The sequence below is a fragment of the Desulfosarcina sp. BuS5 genome (genome assembly GCF_028752835.1).
Classification (GTDB): domain Bacteria; phylum Desulfobacterota; class Desulfobacteria; order Desulfobacterales; family BuS5; genus BuS5.
The window spans coordinates 2,199,361-2,218,505 of record NZ_CP087952.1 but is presented as its reverse complement, the minus strand read 5'-3'; the positions used below and the strand labels follow the sequence as shown (position 1 = coordinate 2,218,505).

19 protein-coding genes and 2 pseudogenes are annotated in these 19,145 nt (G+C 39.6%); 12 read left to right on the top strand and 9 right to left on the bottom strand.

Annotated features, from left to right (window positions below):
• Nucleotides 1–100 precede the first annotated feature (100 nt).
• The 10 genes from BuS5_RS10900 to BuS5_RS10855 all read left to right on the top strand — a co-directional run bounded on the left by BuS5_RS10900 (nt 101) and on the right by BuS5_RS10855 (nt 8,411).
• Entirely contained in the window at nt 101–943 is an 843-nt protein-coding gene (locus BuS5_RS10900) for an Mrp/NBP35 family ATP-binding protein (protein WP_035266298.1), read from the top strand.
• A gap of 13 nt (nt 944–956) precedes the next feature.
• Nucleotides 957–1,166: an FmdB family zinc ribbon protein gene (locus BuS5_RS10895; protein WP_027354824.1), complete on the top strand. Its 210-nt coding sequence runs from the start codon at nt 957–959 to the stop codon at nt 1,164–1,166.
• 53 nt (nt 1,167–1,219) lie between these two features.
• Nucleotides 1,220–1,744, top strand: coding sequence for a hypothetical protein (locus BuS5_RS10890; protein ID WP_027354823.1), 525 nt, complete (start codon nt 1,220–1,222; stop codon nt 1,742–1,744).
• Between the two features lie 29 nt (nt 1,745–1,773).
• Nucleotides 1,774–2,883, top strand: a complete 1,110-nt coding sequence (locus BuS5_RS10885) for a M24 family metallopeptidase (RefSeq protein WP_198012314.1) — start codon at nt 1,774–1,776, stop codon at nt 2,881–2,883.
• Between the two features lie 9 nt (nt 2,884–2,892).
• Nucleotides 2,893–3,789 carry a site-specific tyrosine recombinase XerD gene (xerD, locus tag BuS5_RS10880; protein WP_027354821.1) on the top strand — a complete coding sequence of 299 codons (897 nt, stop codon included), beginning with the start codon at nt 2,893–2,895 and terminating at the stop codon, nt 3,787–3,789.
• An 86-nt stretch (nt 3,790–3,875) separates the two neighbouring features.
• Nucleotides 3,876–5,558 (top strand): PfaD family polyunsaturated fatty acid/polyketide biosynthesis protein, encoded by a 1,683-nt coding sequence (locus tag BuS5_RS10875; protein ID WP_035266295.1) that lies wholly within the window; start codon nt 3,876–3,878, stop codon nt 5,556–5,558.
• A 648-nt stretch (nt 5,559–6,206) separates the two neighbouring features.
• The gene (locus BuS5_RS10870) at nt 6,207–6,482 is read left to right on the top strand and encodes a hypothetical protein (RefSeq protein WP_274427656.1); all 276 of its coding nucleotides are present in this window, start codon (nt 6,207–6,209) and stop codon (nt 6,480–6,482) included.
• 4 nt (nt 6,483–6,486) lie between these two features.
• Nucleotides 6,487–6,663: a hypothetical protein gene (locus BuS5_RS10865; protein WP_198012313.1), complete on the top strand. Its 177-nt coding sequence runs from the start codon at nt 6,487–6,489 to the stop codon at nt 6,661–6,663.
• 1,045 nt (nt 6,664–7,708) lie between these two features.
• Nucleotides 7,709–7,999, top strand: a complete 291-nt coding sequence (locus BuS5_RS10860; protein ID WP_027354416.1) for an IS3 family transposase — start codon at nt 7,709–7,711, stop codon at nt 7,997–7,999.
• Between the two features lie 46 nt (nt 8,000–8,045).
• Nucleotides 8,046–8,411, top strand: coding sequence for an IS3 family transposase (locus tag BuS5_RS10855; RefSeq protein ID WP_274427655.1), 366 nt, complete (start codon nt 8,046–8,048; stop codon nt 8,409–8,411).
• A 55-nt stretch (nt 8,412–8,466) separates the two neighbouring features.
• Here BuS5_RS10855 and BuS5_RS10850 read toward each other — a convergent pair.
• The 5 genes and pseudogenes from BuS5_RS10850 to BuS5_RS10830 all read right to left on the bottom strand — a co-directional run.
• Nucleotides 8,467–8,715: pseudogene (locus BuS5_RS10850) on the bottom strand (tyrosine-type recombinase/integrase); the annotation flags it as partial.
• A 151-nt stretch (nt 8,716–8,866) separates the two neighbouring features.
• Nucleotides 8,867–9,700 (bottom strand): tyrosine-type recombinase/integrase, encoded by an 834-nt coding sequence (locus BuS5_RS10845; RefSeq protein WP_027355062.1) that lies wholly within the window; start codon nt 9,698–9,700, stop codon nt 8,867–8,869.
• Nucleotides 9,690–9,860 carry a hypothetical protein gene (locus BuS5_RS10840; protein WP_198012340.1) on the bottom strand — a complete coding sequence of 57 codons (171 nt, stop codon included), beginning with the start codon at nt 9,858–9,860 and terminating at the stop codon, nt 9,690–9,692. The genes BuS5_RS10845 and BuS5_RS10840 overlap by 11 nt, the downstream gene beginning before the upstream one ends.
• An 11-nt stretch (nt 9,861–9,871) precedes the next feature.
• Nucleotides 9,872–10,648, bottom strand: a complete 777-nt coding sequence (locus BuS5_RS10835; RefSeq protein WP_027355063.1) for a hypothetical protein — start codon at nt 10,646–10,648, stop codon at nt 9,872–9,874.
• Nucleotides 10,645–11,883 carry a tyrosine-type recombinase/integrase gene (locus tag BuS5_RS10830; protein ID WP_051375207.1) on the bottom strand — a complete coding sequence of 413 codons (1,239 nt, stop codon included), beginning with the start codon at nt 11,881–11,883 and terminating at the stop codon, nt 10,645–10,647. Before BuS5_RS10830 ends, BuS5_RS10835 begins: the two co-directional genes overlap by 4 nt.
• A 186-nt stretch (nt 11,884–12,069) precedes the next feature.
• Here BuS5_RS10830 and BuS5_RS10825 point away from each other — a divergent pair.
• Nucleotides 12,070–12,525 (top strand): annotated as a pseudogene (locus tag BuS5_RS10825) (IS3 family transposase); the annotation flags it as partial.
• A gap of 234 nt (nt 12,526–12,759) precedes the next feature.
• Nucleotides 12,760–12,957, top strand: coding sequence for a hypothetical protein (locus BuS5_RS10820; RefSeq protein ID WP_274427654.1), 198 nt, complete (start codon nt 12,760–12,762; stop codon nt 12,955–12,957).
• 732 nt (nt 12,958–13,689) lie between these two features.
• On the opposite strand, the gene BuS5_RS10815 is transcribed toward BuS5_RS10820, so the two are convergent.
• The 4 genes from BuS5_RS10815 to BuS5_RS10805 all read right to left on the bottom strand — a co-directional run bounded on the left by BuS5_RS10815 (nt 13,690) and on the right by BuS5_RS10805 (nt 19,072).
• A complete protein-coding gene (locus BuS5_RS10815) occupies nt 13,690–14,355 on the bottom strand; it encodes a hypothetical protein (protein WP_027355039.1) in 666 nt (221 codons plus the stop codon).
• 422 nt (nt 14,356–14,777) lie between these two features.
• Nucleotides 14,778–14,993, bottom strand: coding sequence for a cytochrome P460 family protein (locus tag BuS5_RS20470; RefSeq protein ID WP_369707433.1), 216 nt, complete (start codon nt 14,991–14,993; stop codon nt 14,778–14,780).
• Between the two features lie 454 nt (nt 14,994–15,447).
• Nucleotides 15,448–17,106, bottom strand: coding sequence for an IS1634 family transposase (locus tag BuS5_RS10810; protein WP_027355038.1), 1,659 nt, complete (start codon nt 17,104–17,106; stop codon nt 15,448–15,450).
• A gap of 94 nt (nt 17,107–17,200) precedes the next feature.
• On the bottom strand, nt 17,201–19,072 hold the full coding sequence (locus BuS5_RS10805; protein ID WP_274427653.1) for an IS1634 family transposase: 1,872 nt from the start codon (nt 19,070–19,072) through the stop codon (nt 17,201–17,203).
• Between the last annotated feature and the right edge of the window lie 73 nt (nt 19,073–19,145).

Genomic DNA, 19,145 nt, shown 5'->3' with positions numbered 1-19,145 from the left:
ATGACCTTGAAATTAATTTCAAAAGATATATGATATAAGGAAAACTATCAAGGCTTTTTAAATAATCAAACTGTTAAATATAAATTTGGAGGCAGATGTTATGGAATCAAAGAATGTTAATATAGGCTCTATGCCGAACAAACCACAACAAAAACCGGATCCTGATGCTGCTGTAAAGAGTTCACTGGCAAAAATAAAGAATAAGCTGATCGTAATGAGCGGCAAAGGTGGTGTCGGTAAAACCAGCGTATCCGTCAATACTGCTATAGCTCTTTCAAAAAAGGGTTATAAAGTTGGCCTTATGGATGTGGATCTTCACGGTCCTGATGTTCCCAGGATGCTTGCATTAAAGGGTACACCGGATTTGAGCAAAAATCAAAAACTGAACCCTTTGAGATATTCTGATAATCTTAGAGCTATTTCAGTGGAATCGCTTATTCCTAACAAGGATGATGCAATAATATGGAGAGGTCCCATAAAGCATTCTGCTATAAATCAGTTTATCGGCGACGTTGAGTGGGGCGAGCTTGATTTTTTAATTATAGATGCTCCTCCGGGAACCGGTGATGAGCCTTTAACTGTGGCGCAGGTAATTTCTGATGCAAAGGCGCTCATTGTAACTACCCCCCAGGAGGTCTCACTGGCAGATGTGCGAAAATCGCTAAATTTCTGTAAAACATTGAAGATGGAGGTTTTTGGGCTCATAGAAAACATGAGCGGTTTTACATGTCCCCACTGCGGGGAAAAGATGGACTTATTCGGATCAGGGGGCGGTGAGAAGACAGCGGCTGAGGCTGGTGTCAGGTTTCTTGGAAAGATTCCTTTTGACCGGAATGTAGTGCTGTGCGGTGACTCGGGCAGCTCTTTTCAAGACCAATTTAAAGATTCGGAAGTAACCAAAGCATTTGAACAAGTAGCAGACAATTTGTCAAAACTTGTATAGAATGGAGGGTATTATGCCTATTTATGAGTTTATGTGTAATAAGTGCAACAGGGAATTTGAGGAGTTGGTTTTATCTGAAAATGATCCTGCGCCGGTATGTCCTGCATGTAAGAATCAGGATGTGACCAAACTGATTTCAGCCGGGAATTTCAGGCCGTGCGGTATTCCGTCAGGTTCAGGCGGTTTTAAAGCGCCTGCCTGCGCGCCACAGGGTGGAGGATGATCCATATGATAAGTTTCCCCAGGTTGGGGAAAAAGGGAAATCAGGAATAATGCATGACCGTCAATAGTCACACCTTGCTGCCGCCTTGGGGGTCTATAGCTTTATGGGAGGAAGCCGGCGATTCAATTAATTACCTGGTAAATATTTACAAAGACCGTTTGACAATGGCCTTTAATCAGGCGGAACAGGTTAAAGGCCATTTAAAATCTTTGTTTCATCTTCTTGATGAATTATGTTTTATGACATGCCTCTGGTGCCCCGAGCCATGCTGTTCAAGGGCTACGGTTTGGGCTGATTTTAAGGATCTCCTTTTTTTTTGCCTTGCAGGTGAAAAAATTCCCCCGGCCCAGCTTATTCAGCAACCTGCAGATTCTTGCCGTTACCTGGGTAAAAGGGGATGTACGCTCCCCCGAATAAAGCGGCCCTGGATTTGCACACTCTATCTTTGTCCACCCCAAAATAGAATCTTACGCAGGAGCTCTTCCGGTGTTCAGGAAAAATTTAGTCAGGCTGTGCAGGCAATAAAAACCGGCAGGAGTCGGATGGAGGATGAATTTATCAGGATAACCAGCTTCTGAATTAAAATTTTTATCCAGTGAGGAGTATCTTGAAAGAAAAAATCGAAAACAGAATTAACGAGCTTAGAAAAGCAATTTTTCAAAAGGGAATTGACGGCCTGCTTGTTCTCGTGGAGGAAAACAGACGTTATCTCAGCGGTTATACCGGAGAGGACACCCAGTTTGATGAATCAGCCGGCGCACTTTTAATTACTGAAAAAGACCTTCTACTTGTCACCGATTCACGCTTTGAAATTCAGGCTGCTGAAGAAGCCGCTCTTTTTGAAATCGTATGTTATAAAAAAGATTTTGCAAATGAGCTTCCTTCTATTTTGCGCAGGCTTAATATTAAGAGACTCGGATTTGAAAGTATCCGTTTGTCCTGTATGCAGCACATCAGAATTTCGGATGCTCTGAATAAGGATAATCTGAGGGTGGAGCTGGTTGCTGTTGAAAATTTGGTTGAAAACCTTCGCCTGATTAAAGATGAAGATGAAATCAGGGCAATGAAAAAAGCGCTTTCGATTTCAGAGGCGGTTTTTATCAAGGTTTCCGAAATGATAATGCCGGGTATTACGGAAAATGAGGCTGCCTGGTTAATTGAAAAAGGATTGCGTGAAAATGGCGCCGATGCTTTGGCTTTCCCCGTTATTTGTGCGTCCGGTACCAACAGCGCCATGCCCCATGCCATACCCGGAAACAGGAGATGTTCTGAAGGGGAACCGATTCTGTTCGACTGGGGTGCAAAGCTGGATGGCTATTGCTCGGATATTTCCAGGACGATTCTGATCGGAAAACCTGATGAAACATTTATAAAAGTATACAGCACCGTTTTGGAAGCACAGCAGAAAGCGATTGCATCCATAAAACCCGGGATGAATGCTAAAGATGTGGATGCAGTGGCGCGCGGGCATATTGAGGATATGGGTTTTAAGGGACGGTTTGGTCACGGCATAGGGCATGGTGTCGGACTTGCCGTGCATGAACCTCCAAGGGTAAGTTCGCTTTCCAATAACATACTTGAACCGCAGATGGTCTTTACGGTTGAGCCAGGAATATATATACCCGGCTGGGGCGGTGTAAGGATTGAGAATATGGTGGTGGTGCGGGAGGATGGCGCTGAAGTGTTGAATATGCATGAACCTGTGGTTTTTATATAGGACAGTGATGTGAAAGATTCTGATGTTTTTGTTGACCAATATTTGAATTATCTGATGATAGAGAAAGGCCTGTCCGACAGAACGATCGAATCTTATGGGTCGGATCTGGCCAGATATTCAGTTTTTTTACAGGACAACTTGATTGAAAATATTGCTGAAGCTGATACTACAGTTATATTAAAATATCTGATTGATTTACGAAAGGAAAAATTAGGGGCAAGGTCCCGTGCCAGACATCTTGTTACCTTAAGGGGATTTTACAGGTTTCTATCTCAGGAAAAGCTTATCAGTGCTAATCCTACAAAGATAATAGATCTGCCCAAAACAGGATTCAAGCTTCCTGATGTTCTGTCTGTGGAAGATATTCAACGTATCCTGGAGATGCCGGATACAAGCAGGGCGACAGGTGCCAGGAATGCGGCCATGCTGGAGCTCCTTTATGCGGCCGGTCTCAGGGTCTCGGAGCTTGTTAATATTAGGTCTGTTGATATTAATACGGAAGCATGTTTTGTGAGGGTTTTAGGGAAGGGATCGAAAGAGAGGGTTGTCCCCATCGGGCAATATGCAAGAGATAAGATAGAGTTTTATATCAAGACTGCGCGTACCAAACTTTTAAAAACAAATCTAAGCAGATATCTTTTCGTTGCAAGGGCCGGTAACCCCATGACAAGGCAGGGCTTCTGGAAGCTGTTGCGAAAGTATGCCCTTGAAGCGGGAATTGTGAAAAAAGTGACACCTCATAGCGTAAGACATTCTTTTGCAAGCCATCTGCTGGAAGGCGGCGCTGATCTTCGGACCGTCCAGGTTATGCTTGGGCATGTTGATATTTCAACCACACAGATATATACCCATGTTGCCCGGGAGCATCTGGTAAAAATGCATAAAAAGTATCACCCCAGAGGCTGAGCTGCCCGATTTGCTTGTCTTGACACATAGTCTCTTCTCTTATAAAAAGCCGCGTATATTGAAATTTTACAGTGATAAAGTGAAGTATGAATAGATTTGAAAACAGAACTTTTGCAGGATGGTGGAGTCAGGGTGAGGAGGAACCCCTGTTTGAGGAGAGTGCCCTGCGTAAGGCGATTTTCGATGTTATCCGGCCTGTTGTGCTTATCAGAAAAAAAGGACGCCTTCTATTGGGGCGCGGAGGCACAATCACTTTGCAAAATAGTCAGGGCGTATGCCCGGGTGAAAAATCCGACAATCCCGGAACATATCCCCTGGCGGCTTATGTCCCTCCATTGCATCCTGACGCTTTGGGCGATCCTTATTTTAAAAAAATATTCAATTTACGTTACGCTTATGTCGCCGGGGCCATGGCCAATGGAATTACATCCGTTGAAATGGTTGAAAAAGCCGGCCGTTCAGGTATGATGGGTTTTTACGGCGCTGCCGGGCTGGGGCTGGATAAGATTGATGAGGCCATATTCAGACTTAAAAACAGATTAAATGATTTTACTTTTGGTTTTAATTTAATACACAGCCCCAATAATTTCGAGCTTGAAGATGCTACTATAAAACTCTATTTAAAAAGAGGTATAAACCTCATAAGCGCTTCGGCATTTATGGATTTGTCTTTGCCCCTTGTTTATTTCAGGGTAAAGGGTATCCATCGTGACTCAATGGGTGAGATAGTATGCCCTAACAGAATTGTCGCCAAGGTTTCCAGGGTTGAGGTCGCGGAGAAATTTTTCTCTCCACCGCCCGATAAATTCATTAAACAACTCCTTGACAAGGGAATGATAACGGCTGAAGAGGCTGAGCTGTCAAGTGCCGTGTCTATGGCGGACGCTCTTACAGCGGAAGCCGATTCCGGAGGGCATACCGATAACAGGCCTGCTTTTACAACGCTGCCTACCATGCTTTCTCTCAGGGACAGGGTTGCCGCAAAGTATAAATTAGCCAGACCGGTTTTCGTCGGCCTGGGCGGCGGTATAGCCACCCCGGAGTCGACCGCCGCCGCCTTTGCCATGGGAGCCGCTTATGTGTTGACCGGCTCGATTAACCAGGCCTGCATTGAAGCAGGCACATCTGATGCTGTGAAGGCAATGCTGGCAGATGCCAGGCAGGCTGACGTAACCATGTCTCCGGCAGCGGACATGTTTGAACTGGGCGTCAAGGTTCAGGTGCTGAAACGGGGCACCATGTTTCCTTTAAAGAGCGCTAAACTATACAATCTGTATAACAGGTATGGCGGACTGGACGATCTGCCTGAAATGCAGCAAAAGATCCTGGAAAGAGATTTTTTCAGATGTAGTCTTGATGAGGAATGGGAGCAGACAAAAGGTTTTTTTGCTAATTATGACCCAAAACAGATTGCCCGGGCGGAAAACGATCCTAAACATAAAATGGCCCTTGTTTTTCGTTCTTACCTGGGCCGGAGTTCGGCCTGGTCGATACGGGGTGATCAATCGCGTAAAATAGATTTTCAGATATGGTGCGGCCCGGCCATAGGAGCTTTTAATGAATGGGCTAAAGGGTCGTTTCTTGAAAAGCCTGAAAACAGAAAGACTGTTACTGTTGCAATGAATCTTTTATTGGGGGCAGCTATTTTAACACGTATAAACTGGCTTACGGTACAGGGAGTTTCCCTGCCGCCGGGGCTTGGAAAATATACTCCTTTGGAATTATCACAGATAGGCAGTTTGCTGGAAGAAAATATTCACGAAACTTGAAAAATATAAGCGGTCGGTTTAAATCTTTTTATCAGCCAACACGCTAAAGTTACAGTAATTGTAAAACGACACTTTTTTATGCTTTTATACGCATTTCCAATCTCAATATACACCTTGGTCGTATTGTATTTAATGTAATATCATTATGTTGGATAATTTACAAAAAAAGTACTATACGTCAAAATAGCCGCGTATCAGAAATAGGCGGCTGTTTTGACGTATTTCACATTTCAATATGAAACAAAGCTGAATGTTAATACGTTGTATTGTTTATATTTTTTAACTTTGTAGCGGGAATAGCCGTAATTAACTATACGTCTATTTGTCCGTCTAATCTATGTTCTGTTTTTTTATGTGGGCAAAGGCTTGTTCGATAAATCTATCGAAATTTTGCTTTAACTTTGGGGCGACGTTAGATATAAGTATAAGAAGAGATGTGGAAATAATGACATGAGGCCAAAAGTTTATATTGAAACTTCAATTCCAAGTTATTTGACTGCGAGACCGAGCAACGATCTTCGTGCTATGGCCAACCAAAATACAATAATTGAGTGGTAGGAAAGTTGTAGGCCAAAATTTGAAATTTACATTTCTGAATTCGTTGTTGCCGAAGCATCACAAGGTCATCCAGAAGCGGCAACACGTCGATTGACAGCAATTGAAAAAATTCCAGAATTGGATGTTACGGAAAAAGTACGACAATTGGGCAGGGCATTAGTTGCTGACGGCCCTATTCCAAAAGGTGCTGAGATTGATGCGTACCATATATCTGTTGCAGCAGTAAATGGAATGGATTATCTTCTCACATGGAATTGTAAGCACATTGCTAATGCGATAATGCGTCCACATGTTGAGGCTGTTTGCCGCGATCTTGGTTTTAAACCACCAATAATATGCACACCGATAGAACTAATGGAGTATTAATACTATGTGGCAAGATCCAATAGTTAAAAAAACGCGAGAATTAAGAGCATTATACGCATCCAAGTTCAAACATGACGCAGATGCAATTTTTGAAGATATTCTGAAACGTCAAGAAGTCTCAAAGCAAAAGCGGGTAGCATTTTCAGCACGCAAGCCGAAATTGAAGGAAAAAGCTGCCTAACATTGCAAATTCAGCGAATACAAAAAGTAGCACCCACTGATTAATAGCGTTCTGTCTTTTATGTAGGCAAAGGCTTGTTCCGTTAAATCTATCGGAATTTTTATTTGACTTGAATTTCTGTCTTTTTTTAAAAACTGAAGCTGTCTTTTCGTTTTTTGGCAATTTCAGTTTAAAAGAATGGAATTATTTTTTAGAATGATTTGCAGTTTTAACCGATTTATCCCAAATGAAAATCTTCTCATTTTGGATAATTTGCTTTGTTTAATTTTTTAGAAAAATATGAGTTGCCTCTATATTGAAATTATTTATTGACAGCTCTCTTTATCGTAAATATTTATTTATGACAGAACAAAACGCTCCTCGTGCCAAGATAAATCCGAATCGTTGGGATAAGACACAAGGTCTTTGAAACTCGATATTGTTACCAAGTGGGTGCTCGGGAAACGGTTTGTTTCCTTCATCTCTGCAGGGCTTGCTCTGGCATTGATGTTAAGATAGTCCCACCTGACTAAAGACTAACCAGCAGGTCAGTAGCGAAGTCCACAGGTAAACCCGGTAACGGGAGTCTGGAGCTGGACGGAGCAAGATTGCAGGCTCTGTATTGAGCCCCGAAAAATGTATGGTTGTGGTCATTGTGATAATCCTGCTTGCAGGAAAAAGCCGACGCTTTGGAGACAGCGGAAGGCAGCAGTCCTGAATATGCTAAGGCAAGTATTCAGGACACCACCGGGGTCTTAGACCAGGGCATGTACTCAAAGGGGTAGCTCGGGAACTTGGGAGACCCGGATGTTTCCTTGGGTAAAAAGAACGGTAACAGGAAATCCAGCGCAAGCGAAATCCCGGCGTTGCATAGGAATGTCCCGCCTTGCAACGAGTCTGCCATTGGCAGAAACACAAACATTAAAAGATGGGCGATACAAGGTATCAGGGGAGGATAGCGAAGAGCGAACGAACCTGAGATAAACATATAATACTCCCCAAAAACTGGACAGTTGTTTAAGGTGTAAAATGAGTATATCCTGATCAACAAAAAGGAGGCTCATCAATGGGTAAAATTCGAAAAAATTACAGTGCATCATTCAAAGCTAAAGTAGCGCTTGAAACGGTTAAAAAGGAAAAGACGATTTCTCAACTATCTAGTGAATATGGAGTTCATTCAAATCAAATAAATCAATGGCGAAAGCGTCTATTAGAAGAATTGCCCGATATATTTTCAAAAAAGCGTCAAAAAAAAGAAAAAGACGCTGAAGAATTCCAGGCGGAGCTTTACCAGCAAATCGGCCAATTAAAGGTCGAATTGGACTGGCTAAAAAAAAAATCTAACCTTCTCAATTGATATAAAGCGTCAATACATTGAGCCGAATCATTCTTTGATACCGGTAATGCGCCAGTGTGATCTTTTGGGAATAAACAGATCAACCTATTACTATCAATCCTGCAAAGATGAGAGCTATAACCTGGCTCTCATGCGATTGATAGACGAAGAATATACCCGATATCCGTTCTACGGTGTTGAAAAAATGACGGCCGTATTAAAGCGACAAGGGCACACTGTTAATCCTAAACGAATAAGACGTTTGATGCGGCTTATGGGACTTGAAGCTATATATCCAAAACCAAATTTGAGCAAAGCATCAAAAGAGCATAAAATTTATCCATACTTGCTGCGAGGCGTTTCCATTGAGCAAGTTGACCAGGTATGGTCAACGGATTATTCCGATGATAAAGTTATTCCGATTCTTCACTGAAAAGCAGGAGAAACACATCCATTTCATCAAAAAAGTCGGAATAACTTTTTTGACGTTATATTAATCCATAAAGCCGCTTAAGCGTATCATCATCAAGCTTTGCTCCATCAAATACTTCAGTAGTACGAAGAGGATGATAAGCAGAAGTTGCTTTTTCAATTGCTAATCTTTTCATTTCGGTGTCCGCATAGGCATAAATCAAAGTTGTTTCAAGGTTTGAATGACCAAGCCATTCGGAAATGAGCGGCAAGGGCACACCTTTTCTATAAAGACTAAGCGCTCTACTATGGCGAAACATGTGCGGTGTTACATTGTCACTCGACTATCAAGTTTTTAAAACTTGACTCTATAAATACAATATTTTCAAAGAGTTAAAAACTTGATGCAAATATTTTGTTTTTACACCTCCAAAAGGTAACTTGTTGAATTTATTGATAGGGGGTTAAAATCGCAGTTTAAAAATATCCAATAAATTCAGTCAACTGAAAAAAACTTGATAGTCGAGTGTCAGGAACAGCATCACATTCCTTTTTGGCCATGGTGGCATATTTGTGTATAAAACGCGCGACATTGTCATCTGACATATGTTGTTTCACTGCATGAATCACTGTATAAAACAGAGAAATATCAATTTCCGGTTCTTTGTGAAAACGGTTCATGTAACTTTTATAATGCTGCACCGTTTCCTTCATGATTGGTACTATACGGATTTTCTTCCCCTTACCACGGATAATGATGTATGGTGATTTTGTATCGGTAACAATATCTTCTGGCATAAGATTTAGGATTTCACTATTTCTTGCAGCAGTATCATACAGTAAAATCATGAAAAACAGGTCACGGTGCTCATTCCGAATCTTTGAATCGGGCTGAGAAAGCATGGCGTTAAGGGCTTCCTCGCTGAAATGGTTGACAGTCAGCTTTTTTTTTGCTTTGCGGCGTGCCACCTGACCTGATGAAAGGTAATAATCATTATACACTGGTTCTTTCATACCTGCATACTTCAAGAAAGCCCGTATGACAGAAAGATGATGATTCTGCGTAGCAAGTCCACAATTACGGCTCATTTCCAGCCATTTGAGAAAAGCATTGATAGATTCCTCAGTGATGTCCGAAAAAGAGATATCCTTTAGATGCAGGTGTTTATGGATGCAAAGGGAAACAAGGTATAAATTTAAAGTTTCTCTATATGATTTAACCGTATGGGGACTTACAACACGCTGAAGCGGCAGATATACTGTAAGATACCCTTTCAACAGTTCAAAAAGCCTTTTATCCTTAATCTTCATAATCCGGCACCTCCCGGCTGCAGTTCCAGTCTGTCAGTTCTGATGAATGAAGATATTCCGGAACAAGATGTATATAGTATGCTGTATAATCCAGAGAAGAGTGACTCATATATGTACTAAGATATGGAAGAAGTTTGGATACATCCTTTCCCTCATTCATCCACTTCGTTATTACTTTTGTCGAAAAGTTATGGCGCCAGTCGTAAACTCTCGGCTTATGATTTGAAGTAAATGTAATGTTTGCAATTTTCCAGCATTTGAAAAATTGTTTCTGAATCCAAGCAGCAATAAATGGTCCACCATTCGGATTTTGAAAAAAGAATTCACGCCCCGGCTGTTTTGTTTGCATGATGATGTCGTATTTTCGACATAAGTTATGTAAATCCTCGGACATTGCCACAATGCGGTCTTTGTTTTTTTGGAATCAACAATGTAAAATGTTCCGATATCCAGATTGACATCCTGCTGTTTTAACAGCCGCCCTTCCTGCGGACGCAATCCACAGCAATACAGAGTCCGAAATAATACAGGAATAATATATTCCCTGTATGGTGAAAGTGAGTGCGGCGGTAAATGATCTGCACCATAGAAAAAACTTTTCAGTTCTGTAGCTGTATATAGATACGGCATATAAGGAACACTTTTACCGGCAAAGCCTTCCGGGATTATGTAAGCAGACTTTCCAATGCTGTTAAGATACTTTGCGAATCCCCGCAGAATGTTAGTTCGCAACTTAAGAGTGTTTTCTTTTTCATCCGGTCGTAAGGTGCACCATGATTCAGCAAGTTCCTGTGTGAGAAGCAAGGTATCTGGATAATGCTCCATACAAAACTCATCAAAGGAATGAAGCCTTCGGCCAAAAGTATCCTCTTTATTACCGAGTGAGCACCTTAAGTCGATATATGCCAATATGTCTTGTGCAAACAGGCTTTTAAACAGATATTTCATCGGTACACCTTCGTTTGCACTTCAATGCCATCAAAATCCAGTGCGCACATACTGAGTTTGGAGACCGAAAGAGGGAGATACCGTTTGAGGACATCCTGGCTTTGATGTCCAAGTATTTGAGATATTAACTCTGGATTGGATGAAGTCTCAAGTAACCATATGCCCATGTTCCTGCGGAACGTATGAAAAGACTTCCCATCATGTGGAGATTTCTCAATGCCAGCTCGCTTTGCATGCTTGTTAAGAATGTTTGCAACGCTGGACTTATCATTCAGTTTGCGAAAAGACTTCGCTTCTGTCAGGAAAACATATGGACTGCCTGATTCTGGACGTCCGTTTAATATGTAATCAGATACTGCGAGAGCAGCTTTAGATTCAAGTGGAAGCGATAGGCCATTTCCAGTTTTATGTTGAATAAAATGAATTGTTATTTCTTTCCAGTGTAAATCCGCAAGCTTTAGATTTGCTATATCAATAGCCCGCATCCCTGTAAGGGAGGCAAGAATCAACACAGCATAATCCCGCTTACCAGATGGAGTACTTTTGTCTGGTTGGGAAAGTATATTTCCCATATCATCGGTATTAAAAGCTGGATATACCTTTTTTCTTGATGTAGGAAGTGAAAATGACAATAAATCTTCTGGCACCTTCTGGAATCCTTTTCCCTTAAGAAATACACATATCAATCGCAGGACATATATGACGTTGTTCATACATCCTTTGTGATCCTGATATTCCTGCATCATGAACTCATAAAGCGTTTCATTACAAATGCTATTCATGTCAGAGAGTTCCAACTGCTGAACATAATAAAAGAAATCTCTTGCAATGGAATATATGACCGGAACAGTAGTCTTTCTTACAGTAAGGTTTTCTTTAAATTCCTCTGCAAGTTCCTGATAAACCGGTTGAAGCTGATGTTTGTATCTGCTTATAAAAGGATATTTGTCACGAAATGGATGACCATCATAATAGTCATCCAACATACCTAATGTACGGAACAAATAACGATAGTTTTGATACCCTATAGCTGCATTGCTTTTTAGTTCACCACAAAAATGGTCTCGAATTTCATTGTTGATACCTACATTATAATACGTCTGTCCAGACTTCTCATAGTAGGCTCGAATAAGATTACATGCTTTTTCATACCCCCTTATAGTATCATTAGCTCTGATTCCACGGCAGTATTCAATGATTGCAGTAATTCCTTCTGCTATTGTTTTAGATTGCATTGGTTTGCCCCCTTTCTTATTCTGAAATTATTTATAGAATAAGAATAAGGGAAAAACTCAACTGTTGACAATGGTTATTCCGATTTTTATAACCAGAAGCAGTTGATTTATGCTGCTTTTCAGTGAAGAATCGGAATAACTTTATCATCGGAATAATTCGTTTAATCCCGACATCGGGATTAAACGGATATTACCTATATCCGTTTGAATTCAGGTTTTATCTATCTTGTAGCAGTGATAGACTGGTTTAGTCGGTATGTCCTGAGCTACGAATTTTCAACCACATTGGATAAGGATTTTTGTATAAAAGCCTTACAGGGTGCCTTAAAAATTGCAAAACCTAAGATTTTTAACACGGATCAAGGCAGTCAGTTTACCAGTGATGCCTTTACCGGCGTTTTAAAAAAAGCCGATGTGAAGATCAGCATGGACGGCCGGGGCCGTGCTCTGGATAACATTTTCGTAGAGCGCCTTTGGCGTACCGTGAAATATGAACGTGTTTATCTTCACAATTATGAGACCGTCAGGGAGGCTATTCAAAACATTGGAGAATATTTTGGCTTTTACAATAATGAACGACTCCATCAATCTTTGGATTACCAGACCCCGGCAGAGATATATTTTAAAACTTTTCCAGGGTAATTTCAGAACCACTTTGTATAATTAATTAGAATACCATTAAGTCGTATTGATATTATAAAAAATGTTTCCTGCTGCAAACAAGATAAAAGCGTACTATCCAACACATAATCAGTTGGTAGTAGAGTTTATTTGAATATTGCATAACGCTAATCAAATATATAGCGTATTTTTAGGATGATTTTTTGAATAGCGTTACACTTAATTCAACATGCTATATGTTTTGGAGGTAAAAAAATGAGAGGAGGAAAACGTGCAGGGGCTGGTCGAAAAAAGAAACCAGACCATTTGAAACGAGAGCTTGTGACAATTAGATTACCACAGTGGATGATTTCACAGCTCAAGAGGAATGGTCAAATTGGTTATTTAATTGAGAGTCAATTGGCGAAAAAAGATTTTTTGAATTTGCCGGATGATTACGAAATTGATAGTTAAGATCGGACAAATTAAAGGAAGTAACAGGCAAGATTTATCAGCAATGGTGATCAATGTGAGGTTGTAAAAATAATATATTTTGGTGAATGCCCTATTCAACGTGCGGCATAAGTTATAAACATATTAATATTGAATTTTAACAGTATGTTAATGAGATACAAAAAAGTTATAAACATTTTATCAATAAGTTATGAACATTTTAGAATGGTATTATTATTTATTAAATCAATTAGTTAAGTTGTTTATGAACATTTTTATGATAAACAGAAACATATTTTTTTTATTTACTATTATTTTTTTAATTTTCAGGATTATTTATAGCTCAAAAGCGCACCTTAAAAAACCTTGTTTTTTGTCTTGACAATGGGGAGTACCTTACCTTTACATTCTAAGACGCCAACCTGTCAGTGCATCTGACACCAGAAGCCGGGGCGTCCTCTCCCAAGCAATAATACATCTTGAACTTAGGGTTCGCACAAAAATAAGTTAGCAATTTTAAGTGTTGAGGCGCTTGGCTGGCAAGGCGCGAAAGCGTAGGAATATCAAGATATTTCTACGCTTTCGTAACGCAGCCAGGCAGGATGTATCGACGCTTAAAATGTAAAGTTATTTTTGCGCGAGCCCTTAGCATGCCATACGCAGAATGCGTATGGCATACTCCCTCCTCCAAAAAAATACATAAAAATATATTTTTTTTCGTTTGCTCAGACTTGCCGAAATGGCACCACTTATTTACACGTTCCAATCTGCGGGTGAAGCAGTATTAAAGCGCGAAATTTTCTTGTTAGTATCACCCTTTAACTGGTAATAGTTCTTTTTATAAATATTCCACCTACACAAGTCTATAGGTGTTACTTCAGCAGTATTTACACTGCCAACAGCACCAGCAACCTCTAAACCTGCCGATACAAGCTCTGAACAGAAGAATTTACTAAAATCTTCTCGATTATAGCCAGGACCATGCATCCCGAATGGCAGGTTATCCAGAACATCAATTGCCGATTTGATGGCTTGCGGCATGTCATAAGGCTTTCTCTCTTTTGCCTGATTGAAGAGAAAATTAAAAAATTTTTTCTGATCAAATAATTTTTCGCGGATCTCATCCTTTAGTGGAAGCCACCAAAGTTCACCTTCATAGGTATTTAGCCTGTCACTGAACCTGGAAATATTGACGCCATTAAATCCGTTTAATGAGGTTGACTCTATAATTTGATTAAAAAACCTACCGGTATCATCTTCTGGTATTTTTGTTTTAATAATAACTCCAACATGGGAAACATTAGAAAAAGTGGCAAATTTAATTATTTCGGAAAAATGGCCTTTCCCTCCAAAGGCGATTACATCTCCGGGCTTCATATCTTCCCTGGCTTCGTCATATGAAATTTGTTTTATTGACATGGTAGCTTCTCCTTTTCTAAAAATTTTATTCTCAACCCTTTCAAGTAAATAGACATGGTATTAAGGTTGTACCGTTAAACTCTATTTCAGCGAACTAAAGCCCCAGTACGTATGTCCGGTAAACGCCAATACCGGTATAAATCTGTGATAAAGCAAGAAACAACATCACTATATTGCATATCGCGTGAATAAGTGAGAGGGCCTTTCGTTTATTTTTGTCCATATAAAAACCGAAACCGAAGGCAAACAGACTTTCGACATTGTAGTCTCTTACATGCCTATCCGGTTCTTAAACAATTTTACACAGGATGTAGGAATTTTAGACGTTTTAATAAGCCGAGATTGCAAATCTTGGAGCAAAGGCCAGGCATCACCGGCACAGAGGCGCGTTTTGTTCCGTAATCGAATAGGCATTGCTTCTTCTACTTGAATTCATGAACAAGAATGAAGTCATTAGCTGCCCGAGTGCCATGACAACCGACAGAACCCTTGGGTTTTCCAAACTTATCTGCTTTACCGTCGGGTGAGTATTTGGCCCAAAACCAGTCCCCGTCATCCGAATTATAACCAGCGACTTTGTACATCACCGTAATTGCTTTGAGCTCTTTGTCCTTACCGTAATTTTCCTTTACCTCAATGGAACCATATTGGACAGGTGGTTTTAAAGAATGTAAAGCCAGGTTATTTACATACTAAAACTCCGATATAAGGATTTAAGCAAAGATAATAGTATGAAATATTAATTATATCAATAGGTTAATCAAGTAAACTTGATAGCCACACAGTCATACAAACACCTCTATTTATGCAATTACGCGCCTGTACGCGCTTTAAAACTCCTCCATCATTGTTTCGAGATCAAACTCGATAAATGCAATTACGCGCCTGTACGCGCTTTAAAACCCCTCGTAACGTAGGCGTTGAAAGCTACCTTTTTATTTAAAAATCCTTATATCGGAGTTTTAGCCCGAGTTTACGAGTTAGCAGAAAGTTGACCATCAACTATTTGATTTAACAAAAAAAATTGTATGGTATGCGTCCTCCCTAACTTCATAAAAAAGTCTCCATTTCAAAGATTTCAAATAAGCGTTGTTAAGTTTCATCCATTTTCGAAATTGTTGATTGAGAGACCTTTTTTTTTCTTTTGGGAGGAAATACATTTAAGACTTCTCGAATCTTTGATAATTTTTCCTGAGCTCTGTTAATAGAAATTGATATTCCGGCTTTTTGAATTTTTTTCATCATTAAAGCCCGAATCAGCAAGGTTATTGAACAATACAAAGCATGAACTCTTATCATCTGATCTGTCCAGTGAAACATTGGCCACCAGCTTCCTGTTTTTCGATCTTTCATCTGTTTAAAAACATCTTCAATGATGTATTGACTACGATATGATACAATAATTTCTTCCGTTGTCCAATGAGCATTGTCAGTAATTATAATGTTTTTTCCAAGATATGTATCACATAGTTCGGCAAAAGCAGTATTATTCAAATGATAATTGAGCCTTGGGATACCATTGCAGTCAGTAACCCTCACAGAAATTAGTTTTTTCATATGCTGGCCTGAACGAATTGATGCGGCCTGTCTTTGAATCGACTCTTTTGTCGGCTTTTTTCCTTTTGTAATTATTTTGGCAATACGATTTTCTAATTTAGACGATAGCAGACTTAATTTACCAATGCATTTGTTAATTTCATTATTAATTGATTGAAGCTGAGATGTGTATAGGGTATTATTGAAAGTAACAATGACGGTAAGGTTTTTACCGTATATATTTTTTTGTGTCCGAAACGCTTTTACCTGATCTAAACGAGGATGGGATACTGGTTTCAGGGACTCATCATTATTGGATATCATAGCCAGTTCTTTATGATCATCCGGTTTGACTGAGCCGACAAAATGAAATTCTGAATCTGTTATGAATTTTTTAAAATTTGCGTCCGAATTATTTCCTTTATCAAATACAATTGTCATCCCTTTTTCATTGTGAACCTTGCTTAGAAAAGCCTCAAAGAAATTATCAATTACGTTTTCAAATGCTTTGGAATCATGGCGGTTTCCTTCGTATACATCAAAGTAAAGCGGAAAATGGTCTTGGCGAGTACAAAACAAGGCATAATTAATTTGTTTTAGATCTCCTCGACCCTGCTTGTTTTTCCCTCTTTGAGCTAAGGAACAATGGCTATTGAAAAAGTGTATAAAAGAGTAAAAATTAGTACCATCATACGAAACTTTGGATATATCAATTTTTTCATGTTCCAGAACTGAATTAATAAGATTCATCCAGGCTGGCTTGATCTTATACTCATTGATGGTTGACATGTTGTCCCAAAAACGCTGAGAACTTAATGATTTTTGATCTACTTCTGGAAAGGCTCTTAACAAAATTGTATTTTTATACCAATTCCACATGGAACGTTTACTGACAGATTCAATTCCTCTGTTGATTGCGGCTAACCCCAGATAAAAACCAGTTGTCAAGCCCTGACTGCGTTTATGAAGGGTGCTGTCCAAGGTTTGAATTATTTTGAAATCCTGGACAATCTTCAAATATGCTGCTGGAGATCCAAGTTCAAATATTTCTGCATATTGGGGTTTTGAGGGAAGCCCGTCCAATGCAGACATTATTTTGTGCAAAGGGCCTAAATATTTTTGCCATTTCCTTCGAGTTTTTCCGTCAAGTCGTTCACTCTCTTCAGCATAATAATAGGTGACACCTTTAATTTGTTTACGAGTTATGTACGCCATGTTAATTTATTTGTCCTGAAATAATTAGAAACAGATTATAATCACTCAACCCATCTTTTTGAATAAAAAAAATAAACACTATAATTACAGTAGGTTACTTTTTTAAAATCTTAGTTATGGCACTACTTTTATTTTTTTTGATAGTTGTTTTCATCGTTCTGCCAGGGAGAGAGCTTAACCCTAAAGCAGAATATATTTTCTGTTGTCGTGATTCCGGTCGTGTGCTTTTTCTTACATGTACAACATTATCATTTCGGCACTGCATGGAAACTGTTACTCGATTTTGGCCTGCCAGTTGTTTTCTCAAATCAGACCAGCTACTGTTTATCCCCGTCTTTTTCAATCGGTAACGAATACTATGTATCAAATGGTAAGCGATGACACTGATAAAAATATGACCTGTCACCCGTTTTGTGATTTGGTGAAAAACCGGCCGCATCCCAAGCTCGGATTTCAGTGAACGAAAAACAGCCTCCAAATCCGTTAACATTGTATATGTACGCCATAGCGTAGCTTCATCAAATTCCATATGGGTTGTTCTGAGACAATATACTCCCGGCAAACTATCTTTTGTGTCCGCAAGCGTTTGGCGTGTCCAAAGGATCTTAACAGCGTTGCCATTTTTTTCGTTTTTAGATACTTCTATTTTATAATGCTTTGCAGCCTTGGAATATTGCTGTTTCAGACGACCTATTTTTTCCAGGACTTTATCGTATTTTTTTAGACATCCTTTTTTATGCAAGCCTGACTCAAGTTTGCTGACAGCCTTTTCAAAGCGAATGGTAAAGCGATCATTAATAGCCTGTTCTTTTTTTTCCCGCTTTGTAGAGTGACAATACAACAAAACCTCATCATTTTCTGAGTCAATAATTTTTTGCACTTTTACTGTGCAGTCATTGTCTTGTTTTACCACAACTGCTTCATCTTCATTAAATTCGCGATGATGTTTTCGGCTAACTACAATATATGGATAACTGTTTTCCCTGAGCCATTTAATATTATCTTCAGTGGCAATTCCGGCATCCATTACTATAGTCGCTTTTGAGGGCTTAAACAGCTCTTGGGATAAATTCTTTCTTTCCAAACCAACAATCATTTTTTTTAATGTTGACGGTTCACTTACATTACCCTCAAATACTTTGCTGCGCTTGGGAAAGCCACTGCTGTCCAGCACCAAAGCCAAAGTTACCAGTGGACAATCAGAACGTTTCTCTTTGGAATGTCCGCGTTTCCCCAGCTTGTTTGCTTTACTGCTGCCTTCAAAATAAGTGTTGGTAAGATCATAAAGGGTTATTGTCTCTTGAAATTCAAATAAATTCTTTTCTTGTAAGTATAGATGATTTTCTATGGCTTCCTTATTATTGAGAAGCTGATCAGAGATTTTATACATTTTGTATAGATTAATTTTGTTGAAATCATAATCAATTAATTCACCCAAGCCTGAAACATTCTGGAGCCAGTAATGAGTTGCCAGTTCACTACCTGGTTGACACATACGACCTATTATTGTACCGGTTGCTGCTGCGAGCTGAGGGCCATTGAATCCCAGGGCTTTTAGTTCTTCACCAAGTTTTAAAAAAACAAACGCTTCCAGCGCCACATGTTCACAGCTTACACTGCGTGGCCTGAACATTTCCAGGCTGTCTACATCTACCTCGCGATAATCCGGCTTATTATTTTCAGCTTTATTTTTGTGTTGCGCGTGAATAATCCGGGCTGCATAATTTTGAGCAAGCTCCTCTATTTCTTCAGAAATTTTGAAAAAACTCTGCTGGCCACTGATAATCTCCTGAATGCGTGAAGATAATTCTGGCCATTGATCCCGTGGCAGAGAAAAAGCCGTACCGAGATTAATTAATGTGTGCTGGCTGACTCCCTTTGCAGTTCGTTCGGATTGAACCAATCTATAGGTGTAATATTGTTTGCCATCTTTTCGACTTTTTATTGTGGTTTTTCTAATATACATGTTGCCCAATATAGGCGGATATCAATAAAAAGTCAAGTTATTTTTTATTTTATGGCACTACACTGGTAAAGCC

Bases quoted from the DNA above. Each gene is read 5' to 3' on its own strand.
- BuS5_RS10900 (WP_035266298.1), top strand. From the start codon at position 101: ATGGAATCAAAGAATGTTAATATAGGCTCTATGCCGAACAAACCACAA.
- BuS5_RS10895 (WP_027354824.1), top strand. From the start codon at position 957: ATGCCTATTTATGAGTTTATGTGTAATAAGTGCAACAGGGAATTTGAG.
- BuS5_RS10890 (WP_027354823.1), top strand. From the start codon at position 1,220: ATGACCGTCAATAGTCACACCTTGCTGCCGCCTTGGGGGTCTATAGCT.
- BuS5_RS10875 (WP_035266295.1), top strand. From the start codon at position 3,876: ATGAATAGATTTGAAAACAGAACTTTTGCAGGATGGTGGAGTCAGGGT.
- BuS5_RS10865 (WP_198012313.1), top strand. From the start codon at position 6,487: ATGTGGCAAGATCCAATAGTTAAAAAAACGCGAGAATTAAGAGCATTA.
- BuS5_RS10860 (WP_027354416.1), top strand. From the start codon at position 7,709: ATGGGTAAAATTCGAAAAAATTACAGTGCATCATTCAAAGCTAAAGTA.
- BuS5_RS10855 (WP_274427655.1), top strand. From the start codon at position 8,046: ATGCGCCAGTGTGATCTTTTGGGAATAAACAGATCAACCTATTACTAT.
- BuS5_RS10845 (WP_027355062.1), bottom strand. From the start codon at position 9,700: ATGAAGATTAAGGATAAAAGGCTTTTTGAACTGTTGAAAGGGTATCTT.
- BuS5_RS10840 (WP_198012340.1), bottom strand. From the start codon at position 9,860: ATGAATGAGGGAAAGGATGTATCCAAACTTCTTCCATATCTTAGTACA.
- BuS5_RS10835 (WP_027355063.1), bottom strand. From the start codon at position 10,648: ATGAAATATCTGTTTAAAAGCCTGTTTGCACAAGACATATTGGCATAT.
- BuS5_RS10830 (WP_051375207.1), bottom strand. From the start codon at position 11,883: ATGCAATCTAAAACAATAGCAGAAGGAATTACTGCAATCATTGAATAC.
- BuS5_RS10820 (WP_274427654.1), top strand. From the start codon at position 12,760: ATGAGAGGAGGAAAACGTGCAGGGGCTGGTCGAAAAAAGAAACCAGAC.
- BuS5_RS10815 (WP_027355039.1), bottom strand. From the start codon at position 14,355: ATGTCAATAAAACAAATTTCATATGACGAAGCCAGGGAAGATATGAAG.
- BuS5_RS10810 (WP_027355038.1), bottom strand. From the start codon at position 17,106: ATGGCGTACATAACTCGTAAACAAATTAAAGGTGTCACCTATTATTAT.
- BuS5_RS10805 (WP_274427653.1), bottom strand. From the start codon at position 19,072: ATGTATATTAGAAAAACCACAATAAAAAGTCGAAAAGATGGCAAACAA.